The organism is Microcoleus sp. Pol11C2 (assembly GCF_036701505.1).
Classification (GTDB): domain Bacteria; phylum Cyanobacteriota; class Cyanobacteriia; order Cyanobacteriales; family Microcoleaceae; genus Microcoleus.
Genome location: NZ_JAUBQX010000011.1, coordinates 60,447 through 80,726, shown reverse-complemented (window position 1 = coordinate 80,726; position 20,280 = coordinate 60,447). Strand labels below are relative to the sequence as shown.

At 45.1% G+C, this 20,280-nt stretch carries 14 protein-coding genes; 10 read left to right on the top strand and 4 right to left on the bottom strand.

Translation table 11 applies throughout. The annotated features are described in order from the left end of the window. The first annotated feature begins 38 nt into the window (after nt 1-38). The 10 genes from QUA42_RS09495 to QUA42_RS09450 all read left to right on the top strand — a co-directional run bounded on the left by QUA42_RS09495 (nt 39) and on the right by QUA42_RS09450 (nt 6,243). Nucleotides 39-482: a hypothetical protein gene (locus QUA42_RS09495; RefSeq protein WP_333137070.1), complete on the top strand. Its 444-nt coding sequence runs from the start codon at nt 39-41 to the stop codon at nt 480-482. A gap of 45 nt (nt 483-527) precedes the next feature. Beyond that, entirely contained in the window at nt 528-782 is a 255-nt protein-coding gene (locus QUA42_RS09490; protein ID WP_333137069.1) for a hypothetical protein, read from the top strand. After that, nucleotides 779-952: a hypothetical protein gene (locus QUA42_RS09485; RefSeq protein WP_333137068.1), complete on the top strand. Its 174-nt coding sequence runs from the start codon at nt 779-781 to the stop codon at nt 950-952. The genes QUA42_RS09490 and QUA42_RS09485 overlap by 4 nt, the downstream gene beginning before the upstream one ends. A 196-nt stretch (nt 953-1,148) precedes the next feature. Then, nucleotides 1,149-1,688, top strand: a complete 540-nt coding sequence (locus QUA42_RS09480; RefSeq protein WP_333137067.1) for a Uma2 family endonuclease — start codon at nt 1,149-1,151, stop codon at nt 1,686-1,688. Between the two features lie 199 nt (nt 1,689-1,887). Further along, nucleotides 1,888-3,069 carry a GTPase gene (locus QUA42_RS09475; RefSeq protein ID WP_333137066.1) on the top strand — a complete coding sequence of 394 codons (1,182 nt, stop codon included), beginning with the start codon at nt 1,888-1,890 and terminating at the stop codon, nt 3,067-3,069. Between the two features lie 118 nt (nt 3,070-3,187). After that, nucleotides 3,188-3,727, top strand: a complete 540-nt coding sequence (locus QUA42_RS09470; protein WP_333137065.1) for a Uma2 family endonuclease — start codon at nt 3,188-3,190, stop codon at nt 3,725-3,727. A gap of 245 nt (nt 3,728-3,972) precedes the next feature. Further along, nucleotides 3,973-4,290, top strand: a complete 318-nt coding sequence (locus QUA42_RS09465; protein WP_333059899.1) for a 2Fe-2S iron-sulfur cluster-binding protein — start codon at nt 3,973-3,975, stop codon at nt 4,288-4,290. A gap of 57 nt (nt 4,291-4,347) precedes the next feature. Continuing rightward, on the top strand, nt 4,348-4,539 hold the full coding sequence (locus QUA42_RS09460) for a hypothetical protein (RefSeq protein ID WP_333054545.1): 192 nt from the start codon (nt 4,348-4,350) through the stop codon (nt 4,537-4,539). Then, nucleotides 4,536-5,618, top strand: a complete 1,083-nt coding sequence (locus tag QUA42_RS09455; protein WP_333137064.1) for a DUF3326 domain-containing protein — start codon at nt 4,536-4,538, stop codon at nt 5,616-5,618. Before QUA42_RS09460 ends, QUA42_RS09455 begins: the two co-directional genes overlap by 4 nt. 31 nt (nt 5,619-5,649) lie before the next feature. Continuing rightward, a complete protein-coding gene (locus QUA42_RS09450; protein WP_333059897.1) occupies nt 5,650-6,243 on the top strand; it encodes a CPBP family intramembrane glutamic endopeptidase in 594 nt (197 codons plus the stop codon). Between the two features lie 344 nt (nt 6,244-6,587). Here the strand turns inward: QUA42_RS09450 and QUA42_RS09445 are convergent, their stop codons facing one another. From QUA42_RS09445 to QUA42_RS09430, 4 genes are all read right to left on the bottom strand, one after another. Beyond that, nucleotides 6,588-7,622, bottom strand: a complete 1,035-nt coding sequence (locus tag QUA42_RS09445; protein WP_333137063.1) for a methyltransferase — start codon at nt 7,620-7,622, stop codon at nt 6,588-6,590. A 162-nt stretch (nt 7,623-7,784) separates the two neighbouring features. After that, complete coding sequence (locus tag QUA42_RS09440; RefSeq protein ID WP_333137062.1) at nt 7,785-8,357, bottom strand: REP-associated tyrosine transposase; 573 nt, start codon at nt 8,355-8,357, stop codon at nt 7,785-7,787. A 170-nt stretch (nt 8,358-8,527) separates the two neighbouring features. Then, nucleotides 8,528-12,370, bottom strand: a complete 3,843-nt coding sequence (locus QUA42_RS09435) for a beta-ketoacyl synthase N-terminal-like domain-containing protein (protein WP_333137061.1) — start codon at nt 12,368-12,370, stop codon at nt 8,528-8,530. After that, complete coding sequence (locus QUA42_RS09430; RefSeq protein WP_333137060.1) at nt 12,363-20,252, bottom strand: amino acid adenylation domain-containing protein; 7,890 nt, start codon at nt 20,250-20,252, stop codon at nt 12,363-12,365. The genes QUA42_RS09435 and QUA42_RS09430 overlap by 8 nt, the downstream gene beginning before the upstream one ends. Between the last annotated feature and the right edge of the window lie 28 nt (nt 20,253-20,280).

The window sequence follows — 20,280 nt, the reverse complement described above, 5'->3', positions numbered from 1 at the left end:
AAAAGTTTGTACTTTTTACAAAGGATTTGCTTAACATCATGTTAACAAAATTTTCGCGAAAATCAACCCCCAGACACAGATTGAGCCGGTTTGTGACGAAAGAGGCGATCGCGCGGCTGCTGAAAATCAAGGTAGAACAAATATATCGCTTCGAGTGCTGGGCGCATATCCTGTACGTGCACGCTAAAGGGATGAGTCGGTTTGTGAGTTATGCCGACTTTCCGCCTGTTTTGGGAGTGGAATCGCCCTCTGGTTTAGATTTTGGTTATTGGAAGCGCCGGATAGCGAGTCAGAAACAGAGACACGCGCCGGATTTTTGGGTGGATTTTTATGCGGATAGATTTCACAAAGCTGTTTCTGTTTCTGAATTATTCGACTGGGGGGAATTGGTGGGCGTGATTAAATTGATGTTGCGATCAATAGCCGTGGAGTCGCTGCGAAAGGTTTACGCACAAGAGAAATGTCTGCTGGAACATTTCTAACTGCTGTTTTTTTAAACTAGAATTACGAACTCATTTCCTGCTTAGATGCGCGAACAAGATGCTGAATCCGTACAGGCTTGGGTGAAAAATAAATTGTCGCCTAAAACCACCGCACCGGAAGACTTTAACTGGCTTTTGTTAGCCGATGTTTGCTGCGAATCGGCTCCAAAAAGTCAAAAGGGTTCAGGTTTGCCCGAGCGCACATGGGCAGAAGTAGCAACCACAATTTACGAGCGCCTAGCCGATGATGCCGATCTCAAAAAAACGGCAGCCGGGAGTCTTTTACGACTTCTTCAATGATGCTGCAGGCTGGGGCGATAGAAAAACACGGAGTAATTTCCGGTCATCCTGTTCTCGATGTTAACTTAATTCTACAATGGTTTTGGAACAACATCAAAGAGTGGCCGGAAGATGTGGAAAAAAAGGAGGCTAATCGGAAAATCCTACCATTGCATAGATTTGCGAGCTAAGACAACTTAAAAATGAATTGAAAGTTGTCGCAGCACTTGCTGACAAAGATAAATATGGTTTAGATAAAGAACTCAACACTTGGCTTTCCGTGCGGGAGAAAATACCGTAAAAGTGCGGGTACTCATTGCGCAATAACTTCTCATCGTATCCGCCATAATAGTAACAAGTGAATTTTGTAAAAACGAGGAAATAACTATGGTCACTGCTACCATAATATCAGACACTTTAGCTCTAGAAGAGTTCACGGTCGCTCCGCCCGATAACATGGAATTGGTAGACGGCCAACTGGTGGAGAAAAATGGCTTCACACTAAAGACGGGTAAAATTCAGTTGATACTGGGGAATTCTTGGGAAGATTACAAAGATTCTAGCGGACAAGGTGGAGAGGCTTATGTCGAGGTTCCTTGCCGCACTAACCGACAAATTCGCCGCCCCGATGTCGCTTATCTCACACCCGAATTAGTTGCACAATTTGGCAATCTTGCCACTTTATCTCAAATTTTTTCTTTAGTGGACGAAATAGTTTCACCCACCGATCTCGCTGAAGATGTCTTTCTCAAAGCACAGGAATATTTAGAATCTAACTGTCAGGAAGTCTGGTTAGTTTTTCCAGAAAGTCGTTTGATATTTGTGATGACTCAAAATCAAATATTGACATTTATATCCGGCGATAATGCCCGGACTCAACAAATTCTCATAGGTTTTAGCATAGATGTCGATAGATTGGTAGCTTAAACTAAATTCTACAACCTTTCATTTAGCAGCACGCGACACAAAACTCTCCTCTACCCGTTGCACCAGTTCTGAAATCAAATTGCTACAATATGTTTAAGAATCCTCAGTCCGCCTTTGCGGACTTCCTTCGTTTGTAGAGCATCGGAATTCAATTCGGTGGTATTCAATTAATCTCCCACCCTTATCGGAGCAAACCGCCATGTCAGACGACTTTTCCTTAGACGAGCTTTTAAATAGAAGTTACTACGCCTTCAAAGAGGCAGAAAACCAAGTGGGACAGTGCAATGTTTTAGTCATCGGCAAAACCGGCGTCGGCAAAAGTACCCTAATAAATTCCGTTTTTCGCCAACGCTTAGCAGAAACCGGAGTCGGCCGCCCCATAACTCAAGGCATTCGCCAATATACAAAACCGAATTGCCCAATTACAGTCTACGATACTCCCGGACTCGAACTTAATGCCGAACAAATTAAAGTTATTCAATTAAACGTTGCTAAACTAATTGAAGACCAAAGACTCCTGCACCCCAAAGAACACATTCACGTCATCTGGTACTGCATCAATCACAGCGCCAATAGAATAGAATCTGTGGAAGAAAGCTGGCTAAAAGAAATGGAAGTCAAAGATGTACCAGTGATTTTAGTTTTGACTCAAACTACATCTAAAAAGCCCAGCGAGTTTTTCAAGCAACTGGAACACATGAATTTGCCAGTCAGTCAAATTATCCCCGTCATGGCTGAGCCGGAAGAAATAGATGATGATTATACAGTAAAATCTCACGGTTTAGACAAATTGGTAGATGCAACTTTTCAACTGCTGCCGGAAGTAGCTAAAAAAGCTTTTGTTAAAGAACAAATTGCAAATATTGCGCTCAAATCCGATATGGCATTTAAGTATCTAAGTGCTTATGTTGCAGGTTCTGCAATTGTCGGCGCGACTCCTGTACCCTTTGCTGATGCGCCGATTTTGATGACGATGCAAACGGCAATGATTGCTAATATTACTGTGATTTTTGGAATGCCCTTTGATAAGGGGTTTATTTCGGCGATGCTGTCTGCTATTAGCGGCACAGGCGGGGTTACTGCTGTTGGCAGAAGTATTGTTACTAATTTGATTAAAATGATTCCTGGTGCGGGTACTGTTGTCGGCGGTGCTATCTCCGGTGCAACGGCAGCAACTCTCACGCTTGCCCTCGGTTTGGCTTACATTGAAGTGCTTAAAGCTTATATGAAAGCTCAAATTAATGGGGAACAACTTTCTTTGCAGCAGTTGACAAAGATGTTTGTGGATTTGTACAAGGATTATGCTAGTTCGGGGCGTAAAACTTTGAAGGATGAGAAGCCGGATCAACCTAAACCTCCCAATCAAATTAATATTGAGTAAATTGGTAATTGGGCATTGGGCATTAGTAATTGGGTTGACAAAGAAAGATAAAATGTAGGGTGCGTCATTCGCACCTTCCCCCCGAATTTAATTAGAAGTTATAAGGAGGTAAATAGCTATGATAATGGCTGCCGCTTTATCAGAAAATGTTTCTCTAGAAGACGTTATGGCTAATCCCCCCGACGATATGGAATGGGTGGACGGGCAAATTGTGGATAAAAATGGTAGGACAGCAAAACACAGTATAATTCAATCCAAACTAGATTATTCTTGGAGAAGTTATAAGATATCTAGCGGACAAGGCGGCGAAGTTTATACAGAAGTTCCTTGTCGTACTGACAGGCGAGTGCGCCGTCCTGATGTAGCTTATCTGACTCCTGAACTTGTGGCTCAATATGGCGATGTTCCTACTTTGCCTCAAAGTCCGCCGTTAATTGCTGAAATAGTTTCTCCTAGTGATATTGCGGAAGAAATATTTATAAAAGCACAAGAATATTTAGATTCAGGTTGTCTGGAAGCTTGGATTGTTTTTCCAGAAAGTCGCTGGATATTGATAATGACTCAAACTCAAAAGTTAACTTTTAACCTGGGTTCTACAGTCAGCACTCAGCTAGTGCTGCCGGGTTTTAGTGTTGCGGTTGATGAGTTGTTGGCTTGAAGGCAAAAAATTAATTAGGTATAAGTGCTTTGTGGCACAGTTCCGCCGTGAGGCTTGTAATAATTTGTGAAAAAGTCATTGACAAAATGCCGATCGCTCGCCCCAGCCAATTAACAAAAAAAATTATCAATAAAAACAGCAGTTGGAAATTTGCACAAAAGCACAAACAGCGGTAAAATACTGATTGCTTTGTTTCCAAATCTAGCGTAAATTCCAATTGGGGAATTAAAACCAATAATTGAAATATGTCTAAGACTTACACTGTTGAATTGATCCACCAAGGCTCTACCTATACCGTAGAAGTACCCGAAGATAAACAAATTCTCCGCGTCGCTAACGACGCCGGCATTGAGTTGCCGAGTTCTTGCAATGCGGGGGTTTGTACTACTTGCGCTGGTAAAATTATTGAAGGGAAGGTCGATCAAGCTGATGGTATGGGCGTTAGTCCCGATCTTCAGGCAGAAGGTTATGTGTTGCTGTGCGTTGCTTATCCCCGATCGAACTTGAAGATAGAAACAGAAAAAGAAGACATTGTGTACGATCGCCAATTCGGTAAATCCTAGGACTAAGCTAAAATTGACCTAAGTACCGTTAGCGGTAAAACCACTATGGATCGCCCTATGACCACCCATTTCATTTCCGCAGAAGTTGACCTCCACGATACCGCCGAGCAACTGCACTCGGCTATTGAAATTGAACTGCAAAAGCACGGCGAACCCCTGCGGTGGGCCGTCACAGACGTGGATGTCGATCGGCAAAAGGCTGTGGTAGAAGGCTACGTGCTCGTGGAAGCATCCCCCGCAACACCGTGAACCCCCGCCCTTTGACAGTGGTTTTGATAGTCCCCACAGGCGTAGGAGCCTCGATTGGTGGGTTTGCAGGAGATGCGCTGCCGGTGGCTAGGGCGATCGCCCAAATTTCAGACACCCTGATCACTCACCCCAACGTCCTCAACGGTGCTCAACTTTATTGGCCGATACCTAACGCTCTCTACGTTGAAGGTTACGCACTTGACAAATTTGCTGCCGGAGGCTGGGGACTGCAACCGGTACATCAAAATCGCATCGGCTTAATCCTCGATTCCGCGATCGAACCAGACTTGCAGTTGCGCCACTTGCAAGCGGCTGATGCCGCGAGAGCTACATTGGGTTTGAATATAACTGATTGTGTTTTAACCGATCGCCCTCTGCAAGTAGAATTGCGTATTTCTGAATCAGGGGCATCTTGGGGGACGATCGGCAATCCCGACAGTTTATTGCGCGCTGCGGAAAAATTGATCAAACAAGCAAGAGTAGAGGCGATCGCAGTTGTGGCAAGATTTCCCGACGATGAAGGCAGCCTCGCCCTCGAAAACTACCGCCGCGGCAAAGGAGTTGACCCCCTCGCCGGCGCGGAAGCTGTCATCAGCCACCTCATCGTCAGGACGTTTAAAATCCCCTGCGCCCACGCCCCCGCGCTGTCTGCGCTTCCCCTCGATCCGCACCTGTCCCCGCGATCGGCTGCTGAGGAAATCGGCTATACTTTCCTACCTTGCGTGCTTGCCGGCCTCAGCAAAGCTCCCCAATTGGTAGCGCCAGAAAGCCAGCAGCACAATCAATTATCAATTACCGCCGATCGAGTCGATGCGGTGGTGATACCCGCCACAGCCTGCGGCGGCAGTGCTATTCTGAGTTTGAGTGGGCGATCGTCCGTACAAATCATCGCTGTGGGCGACAACAAAACCCAGATGCAGGCGACTCCAGAAAAACTCGGAATCAAAGCTTTGCAGGTAAACTCATATTTAGAGGCGATCGGAGTTTTGGTCGCTTTGCGAGCCGGCATCAGTCCAGCTTCCTTGGGTGCAGACATCTCCTCCCTGCGTTGTTTGTCTGACTCAACAAAACAAATCTAAAATCTCAAACATCAAATCTAAAAGTGATTAAGTGGCAGAAAAACTTCCCGGAAATCCTGAAATTGAACCCTTGACGCGCACCCAAATTTTAGTAGCAATGGGCGTGACAGCAATTATGTTGCTGGCCGTAGCTAAATTGTGGTTGCTATTTGGATCGGTATCGCTTTTGCCAGTCAAATTGATAGGAATCGACTTGCTCAACGGATGTGCGCTCGGGCTGGCCATTACAGGCGGTAGTGCGATCGTTTATCACCTTTGGCCCGGTTATCGCCGGAGTGCAGACGTTTACTTGGAAGTAGTGCTTAAACCTTTGTTTTGGCCGGATTTGATTTGGCTGGGACTGCTGCCGGGACTTAGCGAAGAATTGCTATTTCGAGGCGTGATGCTGTCTGCTTTGGGATTGAATGTTACCAGTTTAGTTTTATCGAGTTTTTGTTTCGGCATTCTGCACTTGGGAGGCATGGATCAGTGGCCTTATGCTGTTTGGGCAACGGCTGTCGGATTGCTGTTGGGTTACAGCGTTTTAGCGACTGGAAATTTGTTAGTGCCAATTACGGCTCATATCTGTACGAATTTGATTTCTAGCTGTGTTTGGAAGTGGGAACACAATCTGGTGAAGCGGTAGGATAGATGGATATCGACCATAAAGCGGACGATTGAAATCGCTAGCAATGCGATGGCACAGTCAAAGTCCGATCGTTTTTCCGCTTGGCTGCAACATAATGATGACGTATTTGCCTAACACATAGCAGGTTTGCGCTTTGTTTGGACTTGAAATTTCTTCAAGTCTTGATAATAGCAATTCTGAAAAATATTGCTAGAGTCCTGATGTCGGATGGAACGAAGTGCAGCCCAACCTACGTTTGTGATTGTTGCAAAACTTTTCATAATTGCTATAATTAAATTGAGATTAATTGAGCCATAGTAATCCTACACCAGAATAATTCCCGTGTTTTTAGATTAGTAAGGTCAAGCAGGTTTCGACTCTATCACACTTACTGGCCCTTTCGTTTCTATCATATTAGTCACTTTAAACCCTGCGGAGGAAAGTAAATTATAAAATTCATCTTTTGTCCGCATGAAAGTACCCCCCAGAATGAACAAAGTTAGGCTACCCATGCCAATAAAGGGCGACATTTTGCCTTCAGGCAACATAAAATCCACAATCACCAGCCGATCTTTAGCTGTCATAGCTTGAGAGCAATTTTTAAGAATTGTAATAGCCCGATCATCGTCCCAATTGAGGAGGACACGAGAGAGTAAGTAAAGATCGCCACTAGGGGGAACCGCCTCGAAAAAGCTGCCTCCAACTATTTGACACCTATCTGCAACTCCAGCTTCTTCCAAAACCTGATCCGCATCCACAACAACATCTTCGCGATCGAACAAAATCGCTTGCATCTTGGGATTCGCCTTCAGAATCACAGCAGTTAGAGTTCCAATTCCGCCTCCCACATCCACAAGTGTCTTAACGTCTGAAAAATCATAAGCTTCAAGAACCGGAAGCAGCCACTCCCTTGTCGTCTCCTTCATCCACTCATTAAAATTTACTGCCGCCTCAGTATTCTGCGTGAAATAGCTATAAAAATTTGTCTTAAAAGTATATTCAAATGGAGTTTGTCCAGTCTTTATACCGTAGAGTAAATTGCCCCATCCCTGATATAGTTCATCACCCATTGCCAAAACCGTACCTCGTAAAGAATCAGAAGTACCAGTCAGGAGATGTTTTCCCAGAGAGTTTAAGCAAAACTTGTCGTTATCTTCCAGAGAAAACACACCAACGCTTACTAGCATACGCATCAGGTGATAAATACCATGAGAATTTACACCAGCAGCTTTCGCAAGTTCCTCAGCAGTCTTAGAACCATCATCTAGAATATCTGCAATTTCTAGTTTTGCCGCTACAAAAAGAGCCTGGGATATTTTAAACCCATACATCAATTCTAGTAGCAATGACGATGAATTTTCGCTGTTTCGTTGGGTATTATCTGAATATAAAGCCATGAGTTGTCCTTTGAGTGAAAGTTTCTAATTGTTACGCTGCATAAGTTTTAGGTACGTAGTTGGGCTTTAGCCCTCTTAGGGCTGAACCACAACTACTTATTTTTTAAGAGGGCTGAAGCCCAACTACTTACCTCTTAATACGCCCAAGCGTAAATACGTACCTTAATCATCCCATCCTTTTCCATAATCTCTTATCGGATATTCTACCCATGCACTTCTTAGCCACTCTCTTCCATGATACTTTAAATACGAATGTAAGCTACTCGCTGACCAATCATAAGGAGATTTTGCCCAGCCATGTTTGACAGGATTGTAATGGATATAATTAATGGTTGTATAATAATGTCTTTCCGAACGAATAGCGCGATCACTAAACGAATGCCACACTTTACCTGTAAGATTATCTTCAAGATTCCATTGTCGAGCTAACGGCCCGTGAATGGAACGAAAGAGTACACTTAATTGTGACATATTAATATGAGGCACTAAGAGATGATAATGGTTTGGTAAAACTACCCAAGCATTAATTTCTATACCATTTGAAATAAAACTATCAAAAATTATATCTAAAAGTTGCTGACGGCGTTCCTGAGTATTAATGCGAGATTTATGCTCAAAACAACTAACTGTAAGATGGTAAAATTCAGAATCTTGCACTGGATGAGGTGGAGAATGAGCAGGATATCCCTTAGCCAACCTTTGATTGACAAGTTGCACCCGTTCTTCTAGTGTCAATTTTCGATATTCATACATAAAGGTACGTAATTAGCCTTAGTGCCCTCTTTAAAAGGTACGTAGTTGGGCTTCAGCCCTCTTTAAAAGGTACGTAGCTGGGCTTAGTGCCCTCTTTAAAAGGTACGTAGTTGGGCTTAGTGCTCTAAGAGGGCTAAAGCCCAACTGCGTACCTAATCAAGATAGGATCTGAGTTGTTCAGCCATAACCTGAACATTAGGGGGATAATTCATAGTAATATGATTTCCCGGCACTTCTCGAACCTCTACTCCTCCAGTAGCAACCTCAATCCAAGGCAATTCTGGATTTTTGGCATTAACTTCATTTTGCTCTGTAGCACGGAAAAATATTATTCGACCCGGATAAGTTTGAGGGATGTAATTTAGCATCGCTTGGGCGTGTACTTTAAACAGATGGAGAAACTGGCGAATCTCAGGTAAACCAAAATCGGGAGGAACTACCCTATTAGCAATCTTTACTTGCTCTAAAAAGTAGACAAGCTGCTCATCTGGCTCAAGTTTTTGAAGGACATCCATAGAAAGAGACAGATTGAACCCAACACCTAGCAAATATACCAAAATTGCTGTATCATCTTCCGTTTCTAAAACAGGCATTTGACCGGGCCCAGGAGTATCTATTAAAGTTAGCAGCGCTATCTTTTCACCTTGGGCATTGAGTTGCTGTGCCATCTCAAAAGCAACAGTTCCTCCAAAGGAAGAACCACCCAAAAAATAGGGGCCTTCTGGTTGTTGAACTCGCACTGCTTCAATATAGCGAGCAGCCATTTCCTCAACTTTAGTAAAAGACTCTGTTTCCCCATGTGAGACGTGCGCTTGTATTCCAAAAATAGGTTGCTCGGAACCTATATAACGCGCTAAGTCGCGATAAATGTAAACGTGACCACCTACCGGATGAACTAAGAACAAAGGTTGCTTAAAACTGCCACGCTGAATTTCTACTAACAAAGATTCAGAAGCTGTCTGGAGTTGCTGGTCAGGATTATCAGATAATTCGGAATTGTCTTTAATTAATGCAGCCAAAGCTGCAATAGTAGATGATTGCAATAGGCTATGGGGAGACAAGGATTTTTGCAGTGCTTCGTTTAATTTAGTTATTAGTTGAACGGCTAATAATGAGTCTCCGCCTAAATCAAAAAAGTCATCATTAATTCCTATTTGCTTAATACCGAGAAATTCTTCCCAGATACTAGCAATAGTTTGCTCAATCTCATCTCTAGGATCAACATAGGTATTGTGTAAATTTGGTCTAGAATAGAGTGATGATGAATCTAATTTTGGGGAAATTTCATCTGCTAAAGAAGCAATTTTAATCGTTTGCTCGATTCCTGGTGCTTCAATCCAGTAACGTTGGCGCTCAAACGGATATGTTGGCAATGGGAGACGATAACGCTGCTCATCAGCATAAAATTTAGGCCAATCTATTTGTACTCCTCCTAACCAGAGTTTACCCAATGTAGTAAGTAAGAAAGCTACATCTGAATTTGGGTCTTGTGGATGGCGCAATGAAGAAAGTACAATCTGCTCAGCCCCCTTATTAGGATGCTGTTTTGCTAGCGTGTTCAAAGTCCGTCCTGGCCCCACTTCGAGCAATATTTGATTTTGGTCTTTTAATAGCTGTTGTAAGCCGTCTGCAAAGCGTACTGTTTGCCGCAGATGTTGAGCATAATAACTGGGATTTGTCGCCTCTGTTGCTGTAATCCAATTACCTGTGACATTGGAGATGTAGGGAATTTTAGGCGAGTTCAGCTTAACTTTTTTAACCTGTTCGGTGAAGGGTTCTAAAATTGGCTCCATCATCTGTGAATGGAAGGCATGAGAAGTGTGCAATCGGCGACACTCTACACTTTTTTCAAGTAGTTTTTCTTCCAATTCATCTATGGCATCAGTAGCACCTGAAACCACGCTCATAGATGCTCCGTTAATCACAGCTAAATCGAGTTTATTGCCCAAAAAGGGTTGAACTTGCTGTTCTGGAAGTGGAACTGCAAGCATGGAACCACTCGGCAATTGTTGCATTAATTTACCTCGCGCCGCTACCAAGGATAAGCCCTCTTCCAAGGAGAAAACACCTGCCAAACAAGCTGCTACATATTCACCAATGCTATGACCAATCATCGCTTTGGGATTCACTCCCCAAGACATCCATAATTTAGCTAAAGCATACTCGATCGCAAACAGTGCTGGCTGTGTAATCGCAGTCTGTTTTAATTGGTTTGTAGCTGCTTGTGCTTGTGCTTCATTTGGATAAAGTACGTGGCGCAGATCAATTCCCAAGTGAGGTTTAAGAATTTCCGAACAGATATCGATATGTTCCCCAAATGTTTTTTCAACTTGGTAGAGTTCCAAGCTCATATTGATGTACTGCGAACCCTGTCCTGAAAACATAAATACGACAGGTCGATCTTTAGATTCTTGGAAGCTAGTAAAAACTCGTTTTGCATCGAGAGTGTCGAGGGTAATAACACTTTCTTGTATGTCATTAACAACTACTATCTGTCGATGGCTGAAAGCTCTTCTACCAACTTGAAGCGTATAAGCAACATCAGCAAGATTTTTCTCGGGATGCTGCTTTAAATATTTGCTCAAATTTACCGTTGCACAATCAAGTGCAGAGCTAGTTTTTGCAGATAAAACCAACAGTTGTGATCGTCGTGATTTTCCCGATTTTTCTACACTAGGCGCTTCTTCTAGCACCACATGAGCATTAGTTCCACCGATGCCAAAGGAACTGACTCCAGCACGGCGCGGCGTTTGACCTGCTTTCCATTCGGAAAGTTTAGTATTAACGTAAAAGGGACTGTTGGCAAAATCTATCTTGGGATTGGCTTGTTCAAAATGCAAGCTAGGTGGTATTAATTGGTGTTTGAGAGCTTGGACAGTTTTGATTAAGCCAGTGACACCAGCAGCAGTATCCAAATGTCCGATATTGGTTTTTGCCGAACCGATCGCACAAAAGCCTTTTTTCTTAGTTTCAAGAGAGAAAGCTTGCGTCAGCGCAGCGATTTCGATCGGATCGCCCAGAGGTGTTCCGGTTCCGTGAGCTTCTATATAGGTAACGGTTTCTGGGGGAATTTCTGCGATCGCCAGAGCATCTGCGATCGCCTGCGCCTGACCATCTATACTGGGAGCTGTGTAGCCAATTTTGAAAGAACCATCATTATTGAGCGCAGAACCTTTAATCACCGCATGAATATAATCTCCGTTTGCGATCGCCTCCTCTAATCTTTTCAAAACAACAATTCCCACACCGCTACCGCTAACAGTTCCCTGTGCCTTAGCATCAAAGGCTCTACAGTGTCCGTCTGGCGAAAGAATCATTCCCTCTTTATAAAAATATCCTGCCTTTTGGGTAACGCCTATAGAAACCCCACCAGCCAAAGCCATATCGCATTGGTAATTCAGCAAACTTTGGCAAGCCATGCTAATCGCAACCAATGAAGTAGAACAGGCTGTTTGAACAGTAACACTCGGCCCCTTCAAGTTTAATTTGTAAGAAACGCGAGTTGACAAGAAATCTTTCTCATTAGCGAGCGCAAGTTGGAAATCTCCAACTGATTCTCTAAGCTGATGATTAGGATAAAGGTTATTCAAAAAATAAGTATTGAAACTCCCAGCGCCTGCGTAAACCCCAATCGAACCTTCGTAAGTTTCCGAGTTATAGCCAGAACTTTCTAGAGCCTGCCAAGCCGACTCCAAGAAAAAGCGGTGTTGTGGATCTGTAATTTCAGCTTCTCTAGGATTAAACCCAAAGAATGAAGCATCAAACAACTCAATATCTTCTAGTACCCCTCTTGCTTTTACATAGCGGGGGTCACGCACCACTGATTGGTCAATGCCTAAAGATTCTAGTTCTTGTTCGGAGAAGAAAGAAATAGATTCCACACCGTCCCGTAGGTTTTGCCAGAACTCATCAACATTTTTAGCGCCAGGAAAGCGACCTGCCATGCCGATGATAGCGATACCTTCTATAGACTCGGAAGTTTCAGAGTTATCCATTTTTATTCTTTCCTTGCAAGCGCTGTTTTTGCTTTTGGCGATTGATTGCGTCTTTTTGTTTATTGATGCGATCGCGGCTTTGCCCAACCGAGGATTTTTCCTCGGGTTCCTCACTTAAATATTTTGCCAAAGAACTGATGGTTGGATATTTAAACATCTCCATCATTGAAACATCTCTGTCGATCGCTTCTTTCAGTTTACTATGAGCCTGAGCCATCAGTAATGAATGACCGCCTAGATCGAAGAAATTATCATCGACACCGACTTTCTCTAGGTGTAATACCTGTTGCCAAACGGTAGCGATCGCTTGCTCGATATCGGTCTGCGGTGCAACATAAGTTGTTTCTAATTCTATGTTAAGAGCATCTGGAACTGGTAGCGCCAGAGGGTCTACTTTGCCATTAGGTATCAGCGGCAAGGCATTCAAGAACACAAAGCTGGAGGGCATCATATAGTTGGGCAGCTTCTGCTTGAGAACATTGCGTAAACTCCTCACCGCTGTGCGTTGCAAAACTTTCCAGAAACCCTGAGTTTCCAGAAGATACGCTATGCTCTGTTGAAAAAGATCTTGTTCGATCGCACCCAGAGCCAACTCAACCCCTGCTTGGTTTCCCCGACACCAAGCCACCTTTCCCGCCAACCACCGCTCTTCACCGAAACCGGGCATACGCAAGCGCAGGCGGACGGTTTGACCGGCCTCACAAGTATCTGGCACATCCACTAAGCCGACGCCACCGATGGAAATGTCTTCTGTGCGAAGTTCCACCGCTGGATGACCGTCAAATTCTGCCAGACACTCGCTCTTGAAGGCAGTACGTTCTGGTGTGAGGTTGGAAACGATATAGGCTACGAGGCGCTGATTGCCGGACGCATCTTCCCGCTTCATAACTACAGACTCTCGTACATCCGGGTGTTGGCTCAATATCGCCTCGATATCGCCCAGTTCGATGTCCAATAAATTATCATCGACACCAACTTTTTCTGGGTGTAATACTTGTTCCCAATCTGTAGCGATCGCATCTTCGTTCTCAGTCTGGGGTGCGACACAATCCAACTGTAGGTTAAAAGTATCTCCCTCTGGCAGCGCTTTGCGGTCTATTTTGCCGTTGGGTGTCAGCGGCAAAGCATTCAAAAACACAAAGTTGGAGGGCATCATATAGTTGGGCAGCTTCTGCTTGAGAACATTGCGTAAACTGCCGACTGCTGTGCGTTGCAAAACTTTCCAGAAACCCTGAGTTTCCAGAAGATACTCTATGCTCTTTTGAAAAAGATCTTGTTCGATCGCACCCAGAGCCAATTCAATCCCAGCTTGGTTTCTCCGACACCAAGCTACAGTTCCCTCCAACCACCGCTCTTCACCGGAACCGGGCATACGCAAGCGCAGGCGGACTGTTTGACCGGGTTGACAAGTATCTGGTACGCCCAGTATGCCGACGCCACCGATGGAGATGTCTTCCGTGCGAAGTTTCACCGCCGGATTCCCGTCAAATTCTGCCAGACATTCACTGTTGAAGGGAGTACGTTCTGGTCTGAGGTTGGAAACAATATAAGCTACTAGGCGCTGGTTGCCGGACGCATCCTCCCGCTTGATAACCACAGACTCTCGCACATCCGGGTGTTGGCTCAATACCGCTTCGATCTCGCCGAGTTCGATGCGGAAGCCGCGAATTTTAACCTGCTGGTCGATGCGACCGAGGAATTCGATATTGCCGTTGGGTAGGTAGCGGGCTAAGTCGCCGGTTTTGTAGAGGCGAGCGCCTTGTTCATGGCTAAAGGGGTTGAGGATAAAGCGATCGGCTGTTAGGTCGGGTCGGTTGAGGTAGCCCCGTGCTAAACCAGCACCACCAATATACAATTCTCCCGGAATGCCGATCGGGACAGGTTGTTTTTGGGCATCTAGAATATAGACCTGCGTGTTGGCAATGGGCCCACCAATAGGAATAGAATTTTCTATCAGATTTACCTCTGTTATCCGGTAGCAGCAGGTGAAGGTGGTGTTCTCCGTCGGGCCATAACCATTAATCAACTGGCATCCTTTTAGTTCTTGCAGCACCTTTTGTACGTGAGGTACAGATAATACATCGCCCCCCGCTAGTAGTTGACGTACCTGTTTTAAGTCCTCTAACTGTTCGTCCACCATGATGTGAAACAATCCAGCGGTGAGCCACAGCGTCGTGATCTGGTATCCCCGAATAGCCTGTCCTAACTCCTGCAAAGATGGTGTATGAGGGGGCATGATTACCAACCGTGCTCCATTGAGCAGGCTGCCCCAAATCTCCAAAGTCGAGGCATCAAACGAGATAGGAGCCAACTGTAGGAAGACTTCTTCTGCACTTAAGTTGGCATAGTTGGTGTCTTTGACTAATCGCACCACACCCTGATGGATAACGCTAACCCCTTTGGGTCTTCCAGTGGAGCCTGATGTGTACATTACATAGGCTAAGTTGTCAGACTTACCTTGATTTAAGGGATTTTCCTCGCTCTGTAGCTTGATCGCTTCCCAGTCTCTATCCAGACAGACGACTCGCGCTTGGTGTTTGGGAAGAGACTCGACTAACTCCGCTTGAGTCAGCAGCACAGACACAGAAGTATCTTCTAGCATGAAAGTTAAACGTTCGGGGGGATACGCTGGGTCTAGCGGTACATAAGCCCCACCAGCTTTGAGAATGCCCAAAATTCCCACCACCATCTCCAAGGAACGCTCGACGCAGATGCCCACCATTACCTCTGCACCCACACCCAGATTTCGCAGGTGGTGTGCTAGCTGATTAGCTCGTTGGTTCAGTTCTTTATAGGTCAGTTGCTTGTGTTCAAAGACTAATGCAATAGCATCGGGATCTCTCTCAACCTGTTCCTCCAACAACTGGTGGATGCACTTATTCTGGGGATACTCAGTCCAAGTATGATTCCATTCGACTAATAGTTGGTGTCGTTCCGTTTCGGTTAGTAAGGGCAATTCTGAAATCGGCTGCTTGGGATTGGTTGCGATCGCTTCCAGTAAAGTTTGGAAATGTCTGGCCATCCGAGCGATCGTTGTCTCGTCAAATAAGTCAGTATTGTATTCCCATACTCCTACCAATCCATCAGCACTGTTCTCCATTGATAGGGTCAAATCAAACTTGGCTGTGCCGATTTCCACCGAATACGAGCTTACCGTTAATTCCGGCAGTTCCACAGAAGGCACACTAGCGTCGTCAAGGGCAAACACCACCTGAAACAAAGGCGTATAGCTCACGTCTCGCTTTGGTTGCAATGCCTCTACTAGCTGATCGAAGGGCACGTCTTGATGGGCGTAAGCCTGCAACGCCACTTCCCGGACTCGATTGAGTAACTGCTCAAAACTGGGGTTGCCACCGAGGTCGGTTCGCAGGACTAATGTATTGACAAAAAAACCAATTAATCCCTCTATTTCTTGTCGGTTCCGATTAGCAAAAGGCGTACCCACTGCAATGTCATCTTGTCCTGTATAACGATAAAGCAAGGTTTGAAATGCTGTTAAAAGCGTTATAAACAGAGTGACTTCTGTGCGCTTGCTATAAGCAACAAGTGCGTCACTCAATTCTTGGGAAATGGCAAAGGATTGATGCGCCCCTCGGAAGGATTGAACACCTTTTCGCGGTCGGTCTGCGGGTAATTCTAATACAGTGGGAATATCTTTGAGTTGTTGCTTCCAGTAGTCAAGCTGGGTTTCTAGTACCTCTCCAGTTAACCACCGTCGCTGCCAAACACTAAAATCGGCGTACTGTACAGGTAATTCTGGTAAAAGCAGAGCTTGTCCAGTGGAGAAGGCTTTGTAAATTTCTGCTAACTCCCGGACGAATAAGCCCAGCGACCAACCATCAGAAATAATGTGGTGCATAGTGAGTAGCAAGACGTACTCTGTTTCACCTAGCTGTAGCACCATCCCTCGAAGCAAAGGCTCTCGGTCCAAGTTAAAAGGTCGATTTGCTTCTTCATTTGCCAAGCGTTGCGCCTCGATTTCTTGGTGACTTTCTAGGTGCAACAAGTTCACCACTTGTAGTTGACAATTGAGAGTTGAGGCGATGACTTGAACGGGTTGACTTTCTACGGTCGCAAAGTTAGTACGTAACGCTTCATGCCGCCTGATAATTTCGTTGATGCTATTCTCTAAAGCTGCTATATTAAGCTGACCGCTCAGACGCAAAGCAAGCGGGATATTGTAAAAGGGACTGTTTGGCTCTAAGCGATCGAGGAACCACAACCTAGCTTGAGCGAAGGATAATGGGATGGACTCTGACCGGGGAATTGGTACAAGAGGCAGAGTTTGTATGGATTGTTTGTTCTTGAGCGAATTCTCAACCCGCTCGGCTAATTCGGCAATCGTGGGTGCTTCAAATAAACTGCGTAGCGGTAATTCAACAGCCAAGGTGTCGCGCATCCTCGAAATCACTTGAGTGGCTAATAAGGAATTTCCGCCCAGTTCAAAGAAATTGTCGCGAATGCCCACAAAATCAATTGAGAGGATGTTACTCCAAATGCTGGCTAACATTTCCTCAATAGGAGTGCGTGGGGCGACAAAAGTCTCTTCCAGTTCGAGATGCAACTCCGTTGCGAGTAAGGCGCGACGGTCTACTTTACCGTTGGGTGTTAATGGTAGCGCATCCAACACCACGAATGCTCCCGGTATCATGTAGTCGGCAAGTTTTTGTTTGAGGAAACTGCGGAGGTCACTGCTTCTTGCTGCTGCTTGTGGTTGGGGGACGATATAAGCTATTAATTGTTTGTTGCCTGCAACCACATCTGTGGCAATGACTAGAGTCTCTCTGACATCGGGATGCTGGCTGAGTACCGTTTCAATTTCTCCCAATTCGATGCGGAAACCTCGGATTTTTACTTGGTTGTCGATGCGACCGAGAAACTCGATGTTGCGATCGGGCATATAGCGTCCCAGGTCGCCTGTACGGTAAAGACGCTCCCCAGTCAGAGGATGAGCGATGAAACTGGCGCGGGTCTTTTCTTCATCCCGCCAATAACCTCTAGCCAGGCCCATTCCTCCGATGTAGAGATGTCCGGATATCCCCACCGGACACGGATTGAGTGCTTGGTCCAGGACGTAGAAATGCTGGTTGGTCATGGGCTGACCGTAAGGGATGCTTTTCCAGTTCGGGTCAATGGTTTCGATGGGGTATAAGATAGACCAGATGGAAGCTTCTGTGGCACCTCCCAGGCTAATTACTTTTGCGATCGGGAATAAAGTTTTGATTTGTGCCGGTAAGTTCATTGGTATCCAATCCCCGCTCATCATGACTGAGCGCAGAGAAGATGGCAGAGCATCCCCCTTCGCGATCGCATAGTCTGCGAATAGCTGCATCAAGGCTGGTGCTGAGTTCCAGAGCGTTATTTGCTCCCGCGCTACTAGAGTTTGCCAATGAGCCGGATCGGGCGTGAGGGAGGGTTTGGGGATGATGATGGTTCCTCCAGCCGCTAGCAGTCCGAAAATGTCATAAACCGAGAGGTCAAAACTTAGGGAAGAGATGGCTAATATGCGATCGCTCACTCCCACTCCGAAGCGGTGATTGAGGTCGAGGAGGGTGTTGGCGACACCGCGATGCTCGATCGCTACTCCCTTGGGTTTGCCAGTGGAACCAGAAGTGTAGATTATATAGGCTAGATTCTCGGGTTTGCAATTGCAGGTAGGATTGCAGTCGCTTAACGTAGAAATCGCTCCCCAATCTGCGTCTAGGTAGAAGACTTGCGCTTGATTTTGGGGAAGGGAATTGACTAACCGCGCCTGAGTTAGCAGCACTTTTGCCTGGGCGTGTTCTAGCATATACCCCAGCCTTTCCGATGGATAGGTTGAATCTAGCGGTACATAAGCCCCGCCAGCTTTCAGGCTGCCCAGTAATCCCACTACCATTTCCAAAGAGCGCTCTACACAAATCCCCACCAAAACTTCTGGCCCCACGCCTACCGATCGCAGATGATGAGCGAGTTGATTTGCCCTTGCGTTCAGTTCCCTATAAGTGAGTTGTTGTCCTTCAAACACCACTGCTACAGCATCGGGTGTCCGCTCAACCTGGGCCTCAAATAACTGGTGGATGCACTGATCCAACGGATACTCAGCCCCAGTATTATTCCATTCAACTAATAGCTGATGTCGCTCTGTTTCTGTTAGCAGGGACAATTTTGAAATCGGCTGCTGAAGATTGGCTGCAATTCCCTCTAAATTAGTGACAATACTTTGTACAAAAGTCTCGAATTGGTGCAACATCGTTTCAATGCTGCTCCGATCGAATATCTCTGGGTCATAGCTCCAACCGCATTGTTTCCCATCTTCTGGAATCGCCAGTCTTAAAGGACTACTCGGCGGTTTCTCACAAATCTCCAAATTTTCAACCTGCTCTACGATCGCTGGAAACAGTTGTGGGCTCTGCCCAGAGAGTGCTTTTTTCAGGTCTGGATACCTGACTGCAATATCGCGAGTATAAGTCTGGCGTCGTTTAGTTAATTCCACTTGCTGCCGCACGGTGGCGAAAACTTGCTCAAAATTCTGCTCTAAGTTGATGTCTATCCGGCAAGGTATATAGGAGGCAAAGAAATTTTCGATTCCGTTTAACTGATGCGACAGGTTAATACTTCTAAAACCTATATCGAAACAATCGGTTCCACCAATACGAGCCAAATACGCGACAATTGCAGCCAACACAAAGTCGCCCAGGTTCCATTCTGGATGATATTCTTGGACAAAAGCGATCGCATTAGGCGGTAAAGGAACGTTCACCTCCACATAAGACGTTGGTTTCTGCAAAGAAGTGGACTTGGCGTAAGGAACCGTAATCGGCTGTAATGTCGTTAGCCTATCTACCCAAAAAGTTTCGTGTTTGCTAATTAAGCGATCGAACGTCTCAATATCCTTTGCCAGTTCTGGAGCAATGTCTTTAAACTGATACCCTTCATGTAATCCAAATTTGGCTACCAACTCAGCAATTGATAAGTTTTGAGCCTCGATGGTTAGTACCTGATGCAGCGCTACATCATAACTGGCTGTACAAACTTTAATAAAACTAGGCTCAATGGCTGCGATCGTTCCGGGAGGAAATTCTGAGAGCGAATCAAGAACTTCAAGCTTAGATACTATAAATAAGTCACTCTCGATGGCAAACTTAGGGGTGCCAAGTGGATTGCGATAAGGGCCAAAATCCAAAGCTCTAACGAAGGCATCTATATCCAAAGCGCAACGGTTCCAAGACAATATATAACCTGCTATTGGTGTCTTGGAACGCGAAAAGTAGGTGCGCTCTTCTAAGTTTTGTTTAATGGGTTTAACTGTCTGTTCAGATAGCTCGTTTACTAATTCCATAAATGAATCAACGGCAGCTTCATAACACTTTGTATCTAAGGTAAAGACAGTATCTTTATCAGCAATATCGACAGAAAACTGCTTTAAAATATCTCCTTCATCAAATCGATCGCTCATCTGGTGCCATGTGACAGCATAGGTTTTCTCTCGATTCATTAAAGCCCAAGATGTAGCATTGATACCAGCATATTTTGGTAAGGGAGAATCATGATAATTAATAGCCAGTTGGCGGGGGAGAGCTAAAATTTCTGGAGGCAATCTTAAAGCGTTAGCAATGCTAAACAAGTAATCGAAGGAATATTGACTTAAAAAAGCTCTCCAATCTTCTTGGGGATCAAGATAAGGTATGCCGTTTTGCTTGGCCCATTGGCTTATCGCTCTATCTGGTGATACGATCCCCACTATCTGATGCTTTCTCTTTAAAATAATTTCACCACATTGAATTAATAAGCTCGTTTCTCCTATCAGAAAGCAACTAAATTCTTTTGCATTCAATTCTCGATCAGTCGATACAGGCATATTTTGTTCGGAAGATATTTCTGATTTTTTAGATAAATCCATAGTAGGTTATGGGATGTGTGTTAGTTGT

Excerpts from the sequence above, each read along its gene's own strand:
- QUA42_RS09490 (WP_333137069.1), top strand. The coding sequence starts at position 528 with ATGCGCGAACAAGATGCTGAATCCGTACAGGCTTGGGTGAAAAATAAA.
- QUA42_RS09445 (WP_333137063.1), bottom strand. The coding sequence starts at position 7,622 with ATGGCTTTATATTCAGATAATACCCAACGAAACAGCGAAAATTCATCG.
- QUA42_RS09460 (WP_333054545.1), top strand. The coding sequence starts at position 4,348 with ATGACCACCCATTTCATTTCCGCAGAAGTTGACCTCCACGATACCGCC.
- QUA42_RS09470 (WP_333137065.1), top strand. The coding sequence starts at position 3,188 with ATGATAATGGCTGCCGCTTTATCAGAAAATGTTTCTCTAGAAGACGTT.
- QUA42_RS09435 (WP_333137061.1), bottom strand. The coding sequence starts at position 12,370 with ATGGATAACTCTGAAACTTCCGAGTCTATAGAAGGTATCGCTATCATC.
- QUA42_RS09430 (WP_333137060.1), bottom strand. The coding sequence starts at position 20,252 with ATGGATTTATCTAAAAAATCAGAAATATCTTCCGAACAAAATATGCCT.
- QUA42_RS09465 (WP_333059899.1), top strand. The coding sequence starts at position 3,973 with ATGTCTAAGACTTACACTGTTGAATTGATCCACCAAGGCTCTACCTAT.
- QUA42_RS09485 (WP_333137068.1), top strand. The coding sequence starts at position 779 with ATGATGCTGCAGGCTGGGGCGATAGAAAAACACGGAGTAATTTCCGGT.
- QUA42_RS09480 (WP_333137067.1), top strand. The coding sequence starts at position 1,149 with ATGGTCACTGCTACCATAATATCAGACACTTTAGCTCTAGAAGAGTTC.
- QUA42_RS09475 (WP_333137066.1), top strand. The coding sequence starts at position 1,888 with ATGTCAGACGACTTTTCCTTAGACGAGCTTTTAAATAGAAGTTACTAC.
- QUA42_RS09495 (WP_333137070.1), top strand. The coding sequence starts at position 39 with ATGTTAACAAAATTTTCGCGAAAATCAACCCCCAGACACAGATTGAGC.